Source organism: Zavarzinia compransoris (assembly GCF_003173055.1).
GTDB classification, from domain to species: domain Bacteria; phylum Pseudomonadota; class Alphaproteobacteria; order Zavarziniales; family Zavarziniaceae; genus Zavarzinia; species Zavarzinia compransoris.
The window spans coordinates 374,083-391,139 of record NZ_QGLF01000003.1; the positions used below are offsets into that span (position 1 = coordinate 374,083).

General features: G+C 70.2%; 15 protein-coding genes. 1 reads left to right on the forward strand and 14 read right to left on the reverse strand.

All coding sequences use genetic code 11. From position 1 onward, the window contains the following. Position 1 precedes the first annotated feature (1 nt). The 14 genes from DKG75_RS12470 to DKG75_RS12535 form a co-directional block, all read right to left on the reverse strand. Entirely contained in the window at positions 2 to 1,240 is a 1,239-nt protein-coding gene (locus tag DKG75_RS12470; protein ID WP_109921444.1) for a class I SAM-dependent methyltransferase, read from the reverse strand. Next, the gene (gene rfbG / locus DKG75_RS12475; RefSeq protein WP_109921445.1) at positions 1,237 to 2,301 is read right to left on the reverse strand and encodes a CDP-glucose 4,6-dehydratase; all 1,065 of its coding nucleotides are present in this window, start codon (positions 2,299 to 2,301) and stop codon (positions 1,237 to 1,239) included. The genes DKG75_RS12470 and rfbG overlap by 4 nt, the downstream gene beginning before the upstream one ends. Then, the gene (gene rfbF, locus DKG75_RS12480) at positions 2,298 to 3,071 is read right to left on the reverse strand and encodes a glucose-1-phosphate cytidylyltransferase (RefSeq protein WP_109921446.1); all 774 of its coding nucleotides are present in this window, start codon (positions 3,069 to 3,071) and stop codon (positions 2,298 to 2,300) included. Before rfbF ends, rfbG begins: the two co-directional genes overlap by 4 nt. 132 nt (positions 3,072 to 3,203) lie before the next feature. Then, complete coding sequence (locus DKG75_RS12485; protein WP_109921447.1) at positions 3,204 to 4,355, reverse strand: DegT/DnrJ/EryC1/StrS family aminotransferase; 1,152 nt, start codon at positions 4,353 to 4,355, stop codon at positions 3,204 to 3,206. A 56-nt stretch (positions 4,356 to 4,411) separates the two neighbouring features. Then, positions 4,412 to 5,062: an acetyltransferase gene (locus tag DKG75_RS12490; RefSeq protein WP_109921448.1), complete on the reverse strand. Its 651-nt coding sequence runs from the start codon at positions 5,060 to 5,062 to the stop codon at positions 4,412 to 4,414. A gap of 1 nt (position 5,063) precedes the next feature. Next, complete coding sequence (locus DKG75_RS12495) at positions 5,064 to 6,332, reverse strand: glycosyltransferase family 2 protein (RefSeq protein WP_166646519.1); 1,269 nt, start codon at positions 6,330 to 6,332, stop codon at positions 5,064 to 5,066. Positions 6,333 to 6,422: 90 nt separating this feature from the next. Then, positions 6,423 to 7,508: a glycosyltransferase family 4 protein gene (locus DKG75_RS12500; RefSeq protein WP_166646518.1), complete on the reverse strand. Its 1,086-nt coding sequence runs from the start codon at positions 7,506 to 7,508 to the stop codon at positions 6,423 to 6,425. After that, positions 7,501 to 8,550, reverse strand: coding sequence for a glycosyltransferase family 4 protein (locus tag DKG75_RS12505; RefSeq protein WP_109921451.1), 1,050 nt, complete (start codon positions 8,548 to 8,550; stop codon positions 7,501 to 7,503). The genes DKG75_RS12500 and DKG75_RS12505 overlap by 8 nt, the downstream gene beginning before the upstream one ends. Then, positions 8,547 to 9,341 (reverse strand): glycosyltransferase family 2 protein, encoded by a 795-nt coding sequence (locus tag DKG75_RS12510; RefSeq protein WP_208112107.1) that lies wholly within the window; start codon positions 9,339 to 9,341, stop codon positions 8,547 to 8,549. Before DKG75_RS12510 ends, DKG75_RS12505 begins: the two co-directional genes overlap by 4 nt. Then, entirely contained in the window at positions 9,338 to 10,507 is a 1,170-nt protein-coding gene (locus DKG75_RS12515; RefSeq protein WP_109921452.1) for a glycosyltransferase family 4 protein, read from the reverse strand. The genes DKG75_RS12510 and DKG75_RS12515 overlap by 4 nt, the downstream gene beginning before the upstream one ends. Positions 10,508 to 10,521: 14 nt before the next feature. Beyond that, the gene (gene thrS, locus DKG75_RS12520) at positions 10,522 to 12,441 is read right to left on the reverse strand and encodes a threonine--tRNA ligase (RefSeq protein WP_109921453.1); all 1,920 of its coding nucleotides are present in this window, start codon (positions 12,439 to 12,441) and stop codon (positions 10,522 to 10,524) included. Positions 12,442 to 12,517: 76 nt separating this feature from the next. Continuing rightward, positions 12,518 to 13,558 (reverse strand): glycosyltransferase family 2 protein, encoded by a 1,041-nt coding sequence (locus tag DKG75_RS12525; RefSeq protein ID WP_109921454.1) that lies wholly within the window; start codon positions 13,556 to 13,558, stop codon positions 12,518 to 12,520. 2 nt (positions 13,559 to 13,560) lie between these two features. Further along, positions 13,561 to 15,012: a hypothetical protein gene (locus tag DKG75_RS12530; RefSeq protein WP_109921455.1), complete on the reverse strand. Its 1,452-nt coding sequence runs from the start codon at positions 15,010 to 15,012 to the stop codon at positions 13,561 to 13,563. A gap of 64 nt (positions 15,013 to 15,076) precedes the next feature. Beyond that, positions 15,077 to 15,748, reverse strand: a complete 672-nt coding sequence (locus tag DKG75_RS12535) for a winged helix-turn-helix domain-containing protein (protein WP_109921456.1) — start codon at positions 15,746 to 15,748, stop codon at positions 15,077 to 15,079. 106 nt (positions 15,749 to 15,854) lie between these two features. On the opposite strand from DKG75_RS12535, the gene ribA reads away from it, so the two are divergent. Further along, on the forward strand, positions 15,855 to 16,946 hold the full coding sequence (gene ribA / locus DKG75_RS12540; protein WP_109921457.1) for a GTP cyclohydrolase II: 1,092 nt from the start codon (positions 15,855 to 15,857) through the stop codon (positions 16,944 to 16,946). Positions 16,947 to 17,057 lie beyond the last annotated feature (111 nt).

Sequence of the window (17,057 nt, forward strand, 5' to 3'; positions counted from 1 at the left end):
CTCAGCGCTCGCGGAGCGCCGGCACCGCGGTCCAGAAGCGGCAGCCGCGCGCCTTGAGCGCGGCCATGCTCTCGACCACTTCGTCGGCGACATTCCAGGGCAGGATGACCAGATCGTCCGGGGCGGCTTCGATCAGGGCCTCGGGGGCGACGATCGGGATATGGCTGCCGGGCAGCAGCCGGCCCTGTTTCGCCGGGTTGCGATCGGCGACCAGCAGGATGTCGTCGGCGGCGATGCCGCAGTAGTTGAGGAACGTATTGCCCTTGGCCGCGGCACCGTAGGCGGCGACGCGCCGGCCCTCGGCCTTGGCCCTGGCGATAAAGGCGCTGAAACCGTCGCGCACCGCCGCCACCCTGGGGGCGAAGCCGTCATAGGCCGCGGCCCGGTCCAGGCCGGCCGCCCGTTCCTTCGCCCGGACCAGGGCCAGGCCCGGCCGTTCGCCGTGGCCCGCCCCCCGATGGCAGGCGAAGACGCGCAGCGAGCCGCCGTGGGTCGGCAGTTCCTCGACGTCGAAGACGCGCAAGCCGACCGCCGCCAGCACCCGTTCGACCACCACCAGCGAGAGATAGGAATAATGCTCGTGGTAGATCGTGTCGAACTGGACCTCGTCGATCAGGTTCAGCAGGTGGGGGAATTCGAAGGTGACCACGCCTTCGGGCTTCAGCACTTCGGCGAAACCGGCGGCGAAGCCCTTGATGTCGGGGACATGGGCGAAGACGTTGTTGGCCGCCATCAGGTCGGCCTTGAAGCCGCGCGCGGCCAGGTCGCGGCCGCTGTCGCGGTGGAAGAAGACGACCTCGGTCGGAACGCCCGCGGCCCGTGCGACCGCGGCGACATTGGCCGCCGGCTCGACCCCGAGCACGGGAATGCCGCGCTCGACGAAATGGCGCAGCAGATAGCCGTCGTTGGAGGCGACCTCGACCACCAGCGAGGCGCCGGTCAGGCCGAAGCGCTCGGTCATGGCGGCGGCGTAACGCCTTGCGTGCTCGATCCAGCCCGGGGAATAGGACGAGAAATAGGCGTAGTCGGAAAAGATCGCCTCGGCCGGCACCGCCTCGTCGACCTGGACCAGGAGGCAGGCGTCGCAGACCCGGGCGTGCAGGGGATAGGCGCGATCGCGGCCGGCCGCGACATCCGCCGCCGTCACATAGGCATTGGCCAGCGGCGTCTTGCCGAGGTCGAGGAAGGTCCGGGTCAGGGGCGCCCCGCAGAAACGGCAGGGCGGAGAGCGGTCGGTCACGGCAGGGCCTCGAAACTCGCGATCTGGGACAGGGTGAGGGCGCGGGCGTCCGCCCCCTCGATCCAGGCTCGGTACCAATCCGCGGTCGCCTTGGCAAGGCGTTCGCCGGCCAGCCGGTCGTGCCAGCCGAGCACCCGGCGCGCCAGCGCCGAATCGATGGCCAGGGCCGTCATCTCGACCGAGCCCGGCACCGGCTGGTGGACATAGTCCCCGTCGCCGCCGAGCGCTTTGAGGATCGACCGTGCCAGGGCGCCCACCGTGACGTCCGTGCCCGGCAGGGGACCGAAATTCAACGCCGGGGGCAGGTCGGTGCCGGCCAGCAGCGCCTCCGCCATGGCGAAATAGCCGGCCAGGCAGTCGAGCACATGCTGCCACGGCCGGGTCGCCTCCGGGTGGCGCAGGACCAGGGCCCGGCCCGCCCGGACGGCGCGCACCGCGTCGGGGACCAGCCGGTCCTCGGCGAAATCGCCGCCGCCGACCACATTGCCGCCCCGCGCGGTCGCGACGCGGACGCCGTTCCGGGCCAGGAAGCTCTGGGCCATGGCCTGGACCGCGATCTCGCAGGCGGCCTTGGAGGCGGAATAGGGATCCTTGCCGCCCAGCCGGTCGGTCTCGGCGAAGGCGCGGCCGTCCTCGGCATTGGCATAGACCTTGTCCGAGGTGACGACGAGAAGGGCGCGCAGGCCCCGGGCCCGGCGCAGCGAATCGAGGAGATGCACCGTCCCCATGACATTGGTGGCGAAAGTCTCGACCGGTTCGGCCAGCGAACGGCGCACGATCGGCTGGGCCGCCAGATGCAGCACGATCTCGGGGTCGGCGGCCTGCACCACCCGTTCGACCGCGGCGGGATCGCGCAGGTCGGCGACATGGCTTTCGAGGCTGCGGCCGACCTGGGCCAGCGTGTAGAGGCTCAATTCCTCGGCCGGCAGGGCGAGGCCGGTGACCCGCGCCCCCAGCCGTTCCAGCCAGAGTGCCGCCCAGGCGCCCTTGAACCCGGTATGCCCGGTGAGCAGGACCCGCCGCCCGGCCCACAGCGCCGGATCGGGATGGCCGCCGCTCATGCCCACAGGCGCCAGGGCGCCTTGCCGGCGGACCAGAGGTTTTCGAGGGTCGTCTTGTCGCGCAGCGTGTCCATGGCGTGCCAGAAGCCGGTGTGGCGGAAGGCGACCAGCTCGCCGTCCTTGGCCAGGCCCTCGAGCGGGGCCGATTCCCAGGGTGTGGCATCGCCGGCGATACGGTCAAGGACCGCCGGCTGCAGCACGAAATAGCCGCCGTTGATGAAGGCATTGTCGCCCGGCGGCTTTTCCGTGAAATCGGTGACGAAATCACTGTCGAGGCGCAGCGCGCCATAGCGCCCGGGCGGGATCACCGCGCCCACCGTCGCCAGCCTGCCGTGGCCCCGATGGAAGTCGACCGAGGCGCGGATATCGAGATCCGAGACGCCGTCGCCATAGGTCATGCAGAAGGGTTCTTCCGGGTGCAGGTAAGGGCGCACCCGCTTCAGGCGGCCGCCGGTCATCGTGTCCTGGCCGGTATCGACCAGGGTGATCTTCCAGGGCTCGGCCGTCGTCTGGTGATAGGTGATGCGGCCCGTGGTGGCGTCGATCGTCACGTCCGAATTGTGCAGGACGTAATTGGCGAAATATTCCTTGATCATATAGCCGCGATAGCCGCAGCAGATCACGAAATCGTCGATGCCGTGGTGGGCGTAGATCTTCATGATGTGCCACAAGATCGGCCGCCCGCCGATCTCGATCATGGGTTTGGGGCGCAGGTGGGATTCCTCGGAAATCCGCGTGCCCAGGCCCCCCGCCAGGATGACCGCCTTCAAATTGACCTCTGCCGTTGCCGGGACATGGGCCTTGTCTGTAGCCCCGTCCGTGCGCCCGTGGCAATGCGCTATCGCATACTTGCCGCGCTTTTGGGGCCGGACCGGGGCTTGCCGCGTTGAAACGCCGCGGCGTCAGGCCGGGGCGGCGGCGTCGAGCACTTCGATCAGGGCCCGGCTGACCAGATCCGCCTTTTCCTCGTCCATATTGTAGCCGGAGGGCAGGTTGATGCCCTTCGTCGCCGCCAGCCGGCCGCGCGGCACCGGGGGCAGGAAGCGGGCCGCCTCCGGCCGGCTGTCGAAGGCCGGGATCTCGCTGAGCAGGGAGAAGAAGGGCCGGCTGTCGATATTGCGTTCGCGCAGCGCCGCCATCAGGGCGAATTTATCCAGGGGGCAGCCGGCGTCGGGCACGACCGAGACCATCCAGAAGGAATTCTCGACACCCGGCGGCTCGGCATTGATGCGGATGTCCCGGCGGTGGCCCAGGCGGTCGCGATACCAGGCGAAGATCTGCCGCTTCCGCGCGATCATCGCGTCGATCCGTTCCATCTGGGCGAGGCCGAGGGCGGCCTGTACCGCGCTCATCTTGTACTTGAAGGCGATCTCGGTGTTGAGGAAGAAGCGGTCGCCCGGTGGCCGGCCGTGGTCGCGCAGGGCCTGGATGCGGGCGAGAAGATCGTCGCGGTCGGTGGTCACCATGCCGCCCTCGCCGGTGGCCAGGGTCTTCGAGCCGTGGAAGGAAAAGGCCGCGACATCGCCGAATGCCCCGGCCCGGCGGCCGTTCAGGCTGGAGCCCAGGGCCTCGGCGGCATCTTCGATCAGGCCCAGGCCGTGGCGGTCGGCGATGGCGCGCAGCGCCGGCCAGTCGCACATGGAACCATAGAGGTCGACGCCGATGATGGCCCGGGTGCGGGGCGTGATCGCGGCCTCGACCGCGGCCGGATCGATGCACCAGGTCACGGGATCGATATCGACCAGCACCGGCGCCGCGCCGACATAGGTGACGGGCGCGACCGAGGCGATCCAGGTCACCGCCGGCACGATCACCTCGTCGCCGGGACCGACGCCGAGCGCGGCAAGGCCGAGGTGCAGGGCCGCCGTCGCATGGGGCAGGGAAACCGCATGGGTCACGCCCAGATAGCGCGCGAAGGACTGTTCGAATTCGCGGTTGAAGCGGTAGTGATCGGGACCCCAGGCGGTCAGGGCCGCCTCGCGGCACAGGTCGCCTTCGCGCGCCGTGATCCAGGGGGCCGCAACGGGAATGAGTTCGGGGGCTCGGACCGTCATCGCGTCTTCAATCCGCCGGAGCTTTCAGGGGTGGCTGGCATGGGGCGTTTGATCCTCTATGGCCGGGGGCGGGCGGGGATTCCCGTCACCCGGGTTTCCGGCGCGACGTCGCGCACCACCACGGCGCCGGCGCCGATCAGCGCGCCGTCTCCGATCGCAAGGCGCGGCAGCACGGTGCAGCCGGCGCCCAGCATGGCCCGATGGCCGATCGTCACCTCGCCGCACACGGTGGCGCCGGGGGCCAGGTGGCCGGCATCGCCAAGGCAGCTGTCGTGATCGATCGAGGCCCGGGTATTGACGATGCTGTGGGCACCGATCCGCGCCTCGGCGCCGATCACCGCGCCCGCCAGCACCTGCGCGCCGGGGCCGAGCCGGGCCGAGGGCTCGACCACCGCGCTCGGATGCACGATGGTCAGGGGCGACAGCCCTTCGTCGCCGAGCCATGCCGCCAGCGCCAGTTTCCCGGCCGCAAAGCCGTGGCTGCCGATCGCCAGGGCGAAGCCGGGCAAGGCCCCCTGCCAGTCCCGGCGCCAGCGGGCGAAGCCTTCGCGGCCGATGAACAGCGGCGCGTCCGCCCAGGGGGCGGCCACCGGGCGGTTGTCGAAGACGGCGGCAATGGTCCAGCCGCCGGGCAGCAGGATGTCGCGCAGCACCCGCGCATGGCCCGTCGCCCCCCACAGGATGATGGTGCGATCCCCCGCCGCCATCTCAGCCCCGCCGGTAGAGCGGCAGCAGGCGGCAGCGAAGTTCGGCCGCCGCCAGCGCCAGGGCCTTGCCGATACCGCCGCCGGCCCCCAGTTCGGGCGGCGGGCGCCGTCCGAGCAAGCGCTCGACCAGCAGGACCACCTGGTCGATCCGGCCCTGCCCGGCCGGAATCAGAAGATCGGCCCGCTTCAGCCGGTTCCCGCGGTAGACGGGCGCGGGCGCGGCCAGCATGGCCTCCGCCGCCCGCTCCATGTCCGCGGTCCAGGGGGCGCCCAGGCGCTCGACCAGCAGCCTGGTGGCAAGGCGGGTCGCCTCGCGCTCGTGCGGGGGCTGGGCATTGCCCTTGCCGAGAACCATCAGCGCCCAGGCCCGGGCATCGACCGGCAAGCGCCCGGCCGCGGGCATATGTTCATTGGCCTTGACCACGCAGGCAAAGGTATGGGCGGGCACCGAACGCACCTGAAGGCCGATCAGGCTGCCGACGGGATCGGCCTCGACCTCGCGGCGAAACTGATCGCGGATGGCCTGGCCCTTGCCGTCGGCGGCGCCGACCGCGGAGAAGGCGGCGCCGATCGATTTCGGCCCGACCCCCGCCAATGTCACCGGGTGGCCGTAGAACAGGTAATTCTTCGTGTACCACAGGTTGGAGATGCAGCTGAACAGGTCGGGATTCGGCTCGAAGAAATAAGTCCCGAGATCGGCCTCCACCCGTTCGATCACCCGGCGCGAGACGCAGCCGTGATAGATGTTGATGCCGTCGCGGTAGTATTCGATGGCGGCATTCGCGAATTTCCCGCGAATGCCCTCGACATCGATGCGCGTCAGGCCGCCGAACAGGCTGCGGGCCCGAAGACTGAGCACGCCGCCCTCGAGGCCGACGCGGGCCCCCGGCCAATCGTAGCCCACCAGCGACCAGCCGACGGCATCGGGCCGTTCCGTCCTGATGATGTGGCGCAGTGCCGCGATGCCGCCGGGCAGAGGGGCGTCGTCGTCGCCGAAGAAGCAGACATAGTCGCCGCGCGCCGCGGCCAGGGCGGTGCCGTAGTTCTGCCGCATGCTCCCCCGCGCGTCGCGGCGAACGGCGGTGATGCGCGGATCGGCGGCGGCAGCGGCGGCGATCACGGCCGGGGTGTCGTCCGCGCTCGCATTGTCGCAGACCACGATCTCGATATCGTCGCCGGCGACGAGGCGGCAGGCTGCCAGCGTGCCCTCCAGCGTGGCGGCGCGCTCTCTCGTCGCCACCACGAGGCTGATCAGGGGTGTTGCGGACACAGTTTTCTCCCGCTGGGCCTTCTCCCGCTGGGCCTTCTCCCGCTCGGCGGCCGGCCAGGGGGTTTGTGTATCGATTGCATCGTCACCTTGTCAATCGGCGGCGCCAAGCCTGCGGCGCAACTGGTCGTGGTGCCCGATACTGGCAGCCAGGGAAAACCGCCCGGTCACCGCCGCCCTAGCCCTCGCGCCCATGTCGGCCCGGAGATCGGGCGCGGCGATCAGGTGTTCGAGCGCCTGTTCCAGGGTGGCGGCGGTCGGCGGCTCGGCGATCACGGCCGTGCCGTCCGCCACCACTTCAGCCAGGCCGCCGCGCCGGCTGACGACCAGCGCACAGCCGGCGGCCATGGCTTCGACCGCCGTCCGTCCAAAGGCTTCGAGCACGATCGAAGGCACCGCGGCAATGGCGGCCCGCGCCAGGCGTTCCGGCAGCCGGTCGTGGGGCACGGGCCCCTCGATGGTCACCTGGCCGGGGCGGCGGTCGGCGAAAGCGCCGGCGGCGGCGACCGTGTTCCGGTCCGCATCCGCCATATTGCCGCCCAGGATCAGCAGGCGCCAGTCCGGGTGGCGGCCGAGCACGCGGTCGCAGGCCTCGATCAGTTCGGGCACGCCCTTTTCGGGGACCAGCCGGCCGACATAGACGATCAGCTTTTCCCGTGCCGCGGCGGCGGGCGGGGCCCAGGCTTCGGGATCGATGCCGTTATAGAGGACATGGCTCCGCCCCTGGAAATCCGGCAGGGCCGCGCAGAATTCGGTGCGCAGGAATTCGCTGACGAAGCCGAAGGCGGCTATGGCGTTCCATTGCAGGTTCTTGAAAAAGCGCCGCACCCACAGCTTGGGCAGCTTCTGGGTATTGTGGCGGATGGCGACGACCGGGGCCTTCAGGCGCCGCGCCGCCCATGCCGCGAGGTTGATGTCCTGATGGACTTCGACCACGTCCGGCTTGATCGTCCGGAGCGCCCGCAGCACTTGGCGCCGCCAGTCGGGCCCGGCCGGGACCGGGACATAGGTTCCGCCGTCCGGAAAAGGGGTGCCGCAGGGCGGGCCGATCACGGCGATCCCGGGCAGCGTGCTGAAACGGACCGAATCCCGGGCATAGAGGTCGATCGAGGTCGCCCCCTGTTCCTGATAGCGGGCGAAGCGGGGCAAGACGATGGCAACGCGCGGGGTTTCAGCCATGGCCGAGGACGACATCCGCATAGGCGCCGGCGATCGCGGGCAGCAGGTGGCGCGCGGCGCAATCGGCATGGCCCCGGCGGGCCAGATCGCCGGCCAGGGCCGGGTCGGCGCTCAGGCGGGCGACGGCATCCGCCAGGGCGGCGGCATCGCCGGGCGGGACCAGCAGGCCGGTCTCGCCGTCGCGGATCACGGCGCGCGGCCCCTCGCAGGCGCTGGCGATCACCGGCAGGCCGGCGGCCTGGGCTTCCAGGATGCCGATGCCGAACGTCTCGTGGCGCGACGGCATGACATAGAGGTCGAGGGCGGAGAGGAAGCCGGCCTGGTCGCCGACCCAGCCGTGGAAAGTGACGCGCCCGGCAAGGCCGAGGCGGGCCGCCTGGGCCCGCAGGGCCGCGTCCTCCGCCCCCGTGCCGCCGATGTGGAGATCGACGGCGAGGCCCCGGGCGGCCAGCAGGCCCGCGGCCTCGATCAGCACGTCGACGCCCTTCTCGCGCAGCAGCAGGCGCAGGGTGCCGATGCGCAGGGGTGTCGCTGGCGGTCGCGGGGCGAAGGGCCGCGGGGCGAAGGGCGGCAGCGTGTCGACGGGCAGGGCGTTGGGGATCAGCCGCACCCGGCCGGCGGGAAAGCCGAGGGCGATCAGGCCGTCGCGCTGTTCGGCATTGACCGTGATCAGCCGGTCGGCGCGCAGGAAACGCTTCAGCTTGCCGCCGTGGACGACGCCGGTCAGCGGCGCGCCCAGGCCCGCCAGGGCATCGATGTAGCGCCCGTTGTGGGCCAGGATGAAATCCGGCCGCAGGCGCCGGGCGAGACGGCGCAGGCGCCGGCCGGCGAGAAAGGCGTTGAGGCTGCCGCCGGCGCCGAGCCTCGGCACCTCATGGGTTTCGACCGCCGCCAGCCGGCCGCGGAAGGCGGCCCCGGCATCGATCGCGGCCAGGGGCGTGCCGCCCGCCCGGCACAGGATTTCGAGCGAGGTGAAGAACGCCTCGGTGACGCCGCCGCCGACGCCATAGGGGGTGACGACCAGGACGCGCGGCGCACTCACCCCTTCGCCTGCACTTTCTCTTTCAGGAGCCGGGCCTCGTGCAGCTTGGCCAGCCGCATCAGGCGGAAATAGGCGTAAGTGGCGGCGACGCCGATGCCGTAGGTGCCCATCAGGAAGTAACGCCGCCCGACATAGGCCTTGAGGAAGGAGAAGGGGAATTCGACGGCGAGGCGCAGGCCCGAGACCTTGCGCCCCTTGGCCAGCATTTCCTCCAGCTGCTTGTCGGTATAGGCGTTGGACTTGGCGATGAGATGCGACAGGTTGCGGATCGACTGGTGCAGGATGCCGCCCTTCAGGCGCCCGGCGGCAACGCCCGCGCCCAGCACCACCCGGTCGTGCACCGGGCTTTCCGAATATTGCGAGCGCGCCCGGTCGTAGAGACGCACGGGGTCATATTCGAAGGCGCCCGCGGTCGGCCTGTCCTGATGCGGATAGAGTTGCAGGATCGGCGTGTGATAGGCGCCCTGGGGCGGGCGGCCGCCGGCGAAGAGGGCGCGGATCTCGGCGGCGAGTTCGGGCGTCACCCGCTCGTCGGCATCGAGGTTCAGCACCCAGTCGTGGCGGCACAGGCTTTCGGCCAGGCGCTTCTGCCTGCCGTAACCGGGGAAATCATTGTGGACGACGCGGGCGCCCGCCTGTTCCGCCAGCCGCACCGTGCCGTCGGTCGAGCCGCTGTCGACGACGACGATATCGTCGACGAGGTCGCGCACGCTGGCCAGTGCCGGGCCCAGGCGGTCTTCCTCGTTCAGGGTGATGAAGAAGACGGAAAGATCGGCAATCCGGCCGCTCATCGCGTCACCTCGTGCTGGGCGCTTGTATAAAGGGCGTCGATCCGGCGGCCGACGCTGGCCGGCGCGTAATGGTCGAGGGCATAGGCCCGGCCCAGGCGGGCGCGGCGCGTCCGCTCGGCGTCGTCGTCGAGCAGGCGGCGGGTCGCGGCCTCGATCTCCGCCGTCGTCGCATCGTCGATATGCAGGGCGCCCGAGGCTTCGGGCACGACTTCGGGCAGGGCGCCGCCCTTCTTGCAGACGATCATGGCGGCACCGGCGAACATGCCCTCGACCCCGACCCGGGCGAAAGCCTCGTGGTGGCGCGACGGCACGGCCAGGATCGCCGCTTTCCGCATCTGTTCCATGGTCTCGGGGAAGGGCCGGGGGCCCAGGAATTCGAGGCGCTGATGGCGGGCGACGGTATCGAGGAATTGCTGCTGATAGCCGTCCGGCTTCGAACAGTCGGTCGTGCCCATGCGGAATCCGCCAAGGCACAGGGCCCGCCAGCCGGGATAATCGTCGAGCAGGCGGACCATGGCTTCGGCGAAGGCGAGCGGCCCCTTGCCGCCGGTGATGCGCCCGACGAAGAGGATCAGCTTCTCCTTGGCGGCGAAAAGGCCGGCCTCGTCCTCATGGGCGGCCGGGCAGTCGACGACATTGCCGATGCGATGGACGAGGCCGCGGGGCACCTTGGGCACCGCCTCGTAGAGCCGGTTCTCGATCCAGCCCGACAGGGCGACGACGCCGGCCAGCACCTTCAGCTGGCTGCCGATATTCTTCGGCGGGCGCAATTCGCGCATTTCCATCGGGTCGTTGTGCAGGAACAGGAAGACCGGGACCTTGGGAAAGGCCCTTTGCAGCATGACCGCCAGCAGGGGCCGGTTGTGGACCTGTATGATGTCCGGCTTCTCGCGCTTCAGGGCGCGCAGCACGCCTTCGAAATAGAACAGCGCCTCCCAGCCCATGACATAGGCTGCGGCGAAGCGATAGGTGAGGAAGAACGAGCGCACCGGCCGGAAGCGCCCGCCCGGCAGCGGATCGGCGCAGGCCCGCCCCAGCACGGTGGTGCGGGCCGCGGTGACCGCCGCCATCTGGTCGACGCAAAGCGCGATCGCCCCCGCCGCCGTGGCCGAATATCGCTCCTTGAACGGGATGACATCGACGACATGCGGGGGGGCGGCCGGCATGGCTGGGCTCCTGGTCAGGCGGGCGGCAGGGCTTCGGTGGCGAGGCGGTCGAGCGCCTCGTCGAGGGCGATCACGGTCTGCTCGCCGCCGTGCAGCCGGCGCAGGGCGACCTGGCGGTTCTCCGCCTCGCGCTTGCCGAGGACCAGCATGTAGGGCGCCTTGGCCAGCGAATGCTCACGCACCTTCAGGTTGATCTTCTCGTTGCGGAGATCGGTCTCGACCCGCAGCCCGCGCGCCTTGAGGAGGCCGGCGACGGCGTCGGCGTAATCGTCCGCGTCCGAGGTGATGGTGGCGACCACCACCTGGGTCGGGCTCAGCCACAGCGGCAGGTGACCGGCGTAATGCTCGATCAGGATGCCGATGAAGCGCTCCAGGCTGCCGAGGATCGCCCGGTGCAGCATGACCGGGCGCTGCTTCGAGCCGTCGGGGGCGATATAGGTCGCATCCAGGCGCTGGGGCAGCAGGCTGTCGAGCTGGTGGGTGCCGCATTGCCAGGTCCGGCCGATCGCATCCCGCAGGTGGAATTCGATCTTCGGGCCGTAGAAGGCGCCGTCCCCGACCGAGATCTCGAAATCCATGCCGGCGGCCTTGATCGCGGCGGCGAGGTCGCCCTCGTTCTTGTCCCATTCCGCGTCGGTGCCGATGCGCTTTTCCGGGCGCGTGGCCAGGATCACCTTGAAGTCGGTGAAGCCGAGGTCCGAATAGACGCTTTCGAGCAGGCGGCAGAATTTCTTCGTTTCCTCGACCACCTGGTCGGGGGTGCAGAAGATATGGGCGTCGTCCTGCACGAACTGGCGCACGCGCATGATGCCGTGCAGCGCGCCCGAAGGCTCGTTCCTGTGGCAGCAGCCGAATTCGGCCATGCGGATCGGCAGGTCGCGGTAGGACACCAGGCCCTGCTTGAAGATCTGCACATGGCCGGGGCAGTTCATGGGCTTCACGCCGAACATGCGCTTGCCGTCGTCGACCGGCACTTTCAGCATGTTGTCGCCATACATCTCCCAGTGGCCCGAGGCGACGTAGAGCGAACTGTCGACGAGCTGGGGCGTGCGCACCTCCTCGTAACCATCCACGTCGATCTTGCGGCGGATGTAATTCTCGAGGACACGGTACAGCGTCCAGCCCTTCGGGTGCCAGAACACCGAGCCGGCCGCTTCCTCCTGCAGATGGAAGAGGTCCATCTCCCGGCCCAGCTTGCGGTGGTCGCGGCGCTCCGCCTCCTCCAGCCGGTGGAGATAGTCCTTCAGTTCCTTCTCGTCGCGCCAGGCGGTGCCGTAGATGCGCTGGAGCATGGCGTTGCGATGGTCGCCGCGCCAATAGGCCCCGGCCACCTTCATCAGCTTGAAGCCGTGGCCGAGCTTGCCCGTCGAGGGCAGGTGCGGGCCCCGGCACAGGTCGATGAAATCGCCCTGGGCGTAGAGGCTGATCTTCTCGCCCGCCGGAATGTCGCGGATGATCTCGGCCTTGTAGATCTCGCCCTTCGAGAGGAAGAAATCGGCCGCCGCGTCGCGGTCCCAGACTTCGCGCCGGATCGCCTCGTCGCGGTCGACGATCGCGTGCATGCGCTGCTCGATGACCGCGAGGTCGTCGGGGGTGAAGGGCTCGCCGCGGGCGAAATCGTAATAGAAGCCGTTCTCGATCGAGGGGCCGATGGTCACCTGGGTGCCGGGGAACAGTTCCTGCACCGCCTCCGCCATCACATGGGCGCAGTCGTGGCGCAGCAGGTCCAGGGCATCCTCGGACTTCCGCGTGACGATCTCGACCTGGGCATCCTGTTCGATGACATGGGCGAGGTCGACGAGAATGCCGTCGACGCGCAGGGCAAGGGCGGCTTTGGCCAGACCGGGACCGATGTCGGCGGCAAGGGTAGTGCCACTGACCGGCCCCGGATAGGAGCGCAGGCTGCCGTCCGGCAGGGTCAGCGATACCGACATGATCGTAGTCTCCAATCCGAGAAGTTCGGGCGGGCAACTTCGGGTTTCGCCCGCCGCCTGTCAAGGCTGCTGCCGGTCACGGCTCCAGCGCCTGGGGCGCAGGGCGGGGCCGATGGCGGGCGATCACCGCCTTGCCGGCGAGCTTGCGCGCCTGTTCCGCCGCCTCCTCGTCGTCGAAGCCGGCGAGTTCGCGGACGATGAAGATCGGGCGCTGCTTCGCCTCGACGAAAAGCCGGGCGACATATTCCCCGAGCACCCCGATCGAGAGCAATTGCAGCCCGCCGATCACCGAGGTCATGACCGCGAGCGTGGCGAAGCCCGGCACGTCGCGCCCGAAGACCAGGGTGCGCAGGCCGATGAAACCGCCGTAGAGCAGGCCAAGGAGGGCGATGGCGCCGCCGACATAGCTCCACACCCGCAAGGGGATCGAGGAGAAGGAGGTGATGCCGTCAAGGGCGAAGGCCCAGAGCCGGAGGAAGCGGAATTTCGTCGTCCCCGCCGCCCGTTCCGGTCGGACATAGGGAAGGGCGGCCTGGCGATAGCCCATGGCGGCGAACAGCCCCTTCATGAAGCGGGTGCGTTCCGGCAGGGCGCAGAGCGCCTCGACCACGGCCCGGTCCATCAGGCGGAAATCCCCGGCGTTGAAGGGAATGGGCACGTCCGAGATGCGGTTGAACAGGCGGTAGAAACGTTCCGCCGACAGGCGTTTCAGCCAGGTGTCGGTCGGGCGCGACACCCGTTCGCCATAGACGACGTCGAAACCGTCGCGCCATTTGGCGATCATCGCCGGGATCAGCTCGGGCGGGTCCTGAAGATCGACGTCGATCGGCACCGCCACGTCGCCGCGGGCGAAGTGCAGGCCGGCGGTCAACCCCGCTTCCTTGCCGAAATTGCGCGAGAAGGAGACCAGCCGCACGCGCGGATCGGTTTCGGCGCGGGCGCGGAGCAGGGCCGCCGTGCGGTCGGTCGAGCCGTCGTCGATGAAGATGAATTCGACCGGGCCTGCCGTCGCCGCCACCTGTTCGGCCACCGGCGCCAGGGCGGCGAAGAAGGCGTCGAGCACTTCCTCCTCGTTGCGGACGGGGACGACGAGCGACAGGAAGGGGCGGGGCGCCATGGTCAGAAGACCTCGGTCACCACCTGGCCGTCGGCGCCCCGGCGGAACATCAGGTAGTCGTGATGGCGCAGCGGCAGCCGGCAGCCCACCCGCCCGGCATAGCAGCCGAGCGACGGCGCCCGCTCGTAGCCGCCGAGGGCACCGGCCGGGGCGAAGGCTTCGCCCCGCAGGTAGCCGAACAATGTATAGCCGGAAACGAGCCAGATCTCGTCGGGGCCGAGGACGTCGAAACCGGTCGGAATGCCGCCCGGGATCGGGTCGTGCCGGTTCCACGAGCCGATGTCGCGGGAATCGAAATCCAGCAGGTCGCGCAGGCCGACATCGTCGACGAAGAGGCGCAGCCGCCCGGCCGCCGCCGCCGCGCGCCAGTCGGCCAGCTGCTGCGCCCGTTCCGGCCGCTCGATCGCGGTGCCGAACAGGTTCATCGAGGCGAGATTGCCGAGATAGCCGAGGCAGAAGCCCCCGGCGATGACGATCGCGACCGGCCCCGCCAGGGTGGTGTGGCGCAGGATGACGGCGGCGAAGCCGGTGACCGCCAGGGCGAGCACGAGGTCGCGCACGAAGCCGCGGACATGGAACAATTCGGAGACGCATAGCCCGAGGCCGATCGCCGCCAGCAGCAGGGCGTCGCGCCGCCCGGTCCGCAGCCGCCACAGCCACAGGCCGAGGGCGGCGACGCCGAGACCGCTGAGCAGGGATTGCAGGTTGAAGCTCTGCTGCCCGAGGCCGGCATGAAGCAGGAACTGGCGGATGAATTCGCCGAGCTGGAACTGGATCGAGAGCAGGAAGACGAACAGGGCGAAGACGGCCGCCAGCCCCAGCCCCAGGGCCTGGGCCGGCAGGCCGCGCCAGCGTGCCTCGCGGGCCAGCGCCAGTTCCTGCGCGAGGACGAGGACGAGGGCGACGCCGAAGACCGAAGGCGCGGTCAGGGGCGCCAGCATGATCAGGCCGAGGGCGGCCAGCCGCCGCCCCCCGCCCAGGCCCCAGCCGATGCCGAGCCCGAGGGCGAGCAGGGTGAAGCCCGTCACCTCGGGCCGGAAGGGGTAGAGGAGATAGACGGCGGCGACGATCGGAAAGGCCATATAGGCCGCCGCCCGGCTGGCGAAGACGCGGGTCAGGACCAGGGCGAAGCCGATGGTGGCCAGCGCCATGGACAGATAGAGGTAATTGTCGAAACCCGCCCGCGAGATCCCGTCGAGACGCAGCCACAGGCCGGCCAGCACGACATGAAGCGGCGGATAGACCAGCAGCAGGTCCTTGAAATCCGGGAACAGCGTATCGAGGAAGGGGCTGCGCAACTGGCCGCTGCGGGCGTATTCGACCGCCCATTGGCTGAAGAACCCGTCGTCCGCGTAAGGCACGAGCACCGGCGACAGCAAGCGCAGCCCGAGACAGAGAGCGAGGCCGAACGCCACGGCCCCGGAGGCATTCCCAATCGATTCGCGGCGCGCCACCTTGCCCTCTCCACAGCCTGCCCGACGCGCACGCTAACCGATGGCGGCCCGCGGCGGCAAAATTTTACGCGACCGCCAGGCGGTAGCCGCCGTCCTCGGCCAGGATCAGGCCGGCGCCGCCGGCGACCGCCCGGCCCAGCTTGCGGCGCAGGCGATAGACATGGGTCTCGATCGTGTGGGTGGCGATGGCGGCGCCATAGCCCCAGACCTCGGCCAGCAGGATTTCGCGCGGCACCACCCGGCCGATGGCAGCGGCGAGGCGGGCCAGGATCTGGGTCTCCTTGTCGGTCAGGCGCACCGCCTCCCCCGCCGCGCCGACCAGGGTGCGGGACGAGGCGAACAGCCGGCACGGCCCGATGGCCAGGGCGCCGGCGCCATTGGCAAGGCCGGCGCGCACCCCCTTGACCAGGGCTTCCACCCGCAGGGGTTTCCGCAGCAGGGTGACCTGGCCGCCGGGCCCGGCGGGCGGGCGGGCATCGTCGGCCCCGGCCAGCGCCACCACCGGCAGGCTGCACCCGGCCGCGACCAGGGCGGCATCGGCGCCCCCGCCCTCGGCGGCCCGGTCGACGATGACGAGATCGGCCGCGGCCCAGGCGGCGCTGTCCGCAAGCCCGGGGGCGACGGTGACGGCGAAGCCCGCCTCGCGCAGGGGATCGGCCAGGGCATGCGCCAGCACGCCGTCGTCGACGGCGACGAGCAGGCGGGCGGTGTCCGGCGTCAGGGGGCGATTCGTCATGCGCGCCGATTCTGCGGGCATCCCCCGGCCATCGCAAGGGAGCCATGACGCGGCATTGCCGATCACGGGCTGCATCCGCCGCCGAGATGTGCTTAGACTGCGCCCCATGTCTTCGCCTTTCGGTTCCGCCCCGGTTTCGGGCCTTGTCACCGTCGATCGCGCCGTTTCCGAATTGCGGCGCGGCCTCGATGTCGTCGTCCGCGACGACGACGGCCATGTCCTGCGCGTCGCCGCCGCCGAATATGCGACGCCCGACCGCATGGCCGGCTTCGCCGCGCCCGGGGCCCGGCTGCTGCTGACCAACCGCCGCGCCGGCACCCTGAAGCTGCGGCCCCTGGTGGGCGATCCGGTGGCCCTGCCCCTGGCGGGCCCGCTGGATGCCGCCACCATCGCCTCCCTGGCCGATCCGACCGCCGACCTCGACCTGCCGCTGCGCGGGCCCTTCTCGGTGCTGCGCCGCGCCCCCCAGGCGGCGGAATTCGCCGCGGTGAAGCTGATGAAGCTGGCCCGCCTGCTGCCCGCCGCCCTGGCGGTGGACGCGGCGGCGGCGGACGACGGCCTGCTGGCGGTGCCGGCGGCCGAGATCACGGCCTACGACCTGGCGGCGGCGCGGGGCCTGCGCATCGTTTCCGATGCCCGGGTGCCGCTGGCGGATGCCGAACAGTCCCGCATCATCGGCTTCCGGCCGCCGGACGGCGGGATCGAGCATCTGGCGATCCTGATCGGCGATCCGCCGCGCCACCTGCCGGTCCTGGGTCGCCTGCATTCGGAATGTTTCACCGGCGACCTGCTCGGTTCCCTGAAATGCGATTGCGGCGAGCAATTGCGCGGCGCCATCCGCGCCATCGCCGAGGCCGGGGGCGGGGTCCTGCTCTATCTCGCCCAGGAGGGCCGGGGCATCGGCCTGATGAACAAGCTGAAGGCCTATCGCCTTCAGGACCAGGGCTTCGACACCGTCGAGGCCAACGAACGCCTGGGCTTCGACCCGGACGAGCGCGTGTTCCAGCCGGCGGCCGAAATGCTGCGCCTGCTCGGCTTCGATGCGGTCCGCCTGCTGACCAACAACCCGGAAAAGGTCGCGGGGCTGACGGCGAGCGGGATCAATGTGGTGGAACGGGTGCCCCATGCCTTCCCGGCCAACAACCACAATGAATTCTATCTCGCCACCAAGCGGGCGAAGAGCGGCCACCTGCTGTGAACAAACGGCCCGGCAGTTTCTGCCGGTGCCGGTGCCGCCGCCGGCCAAGCCCTTGATTCATATGGGCTGATTTCTGGCCCGGCGCTTGCAGCGGGAAAAGCGGACCGAAAG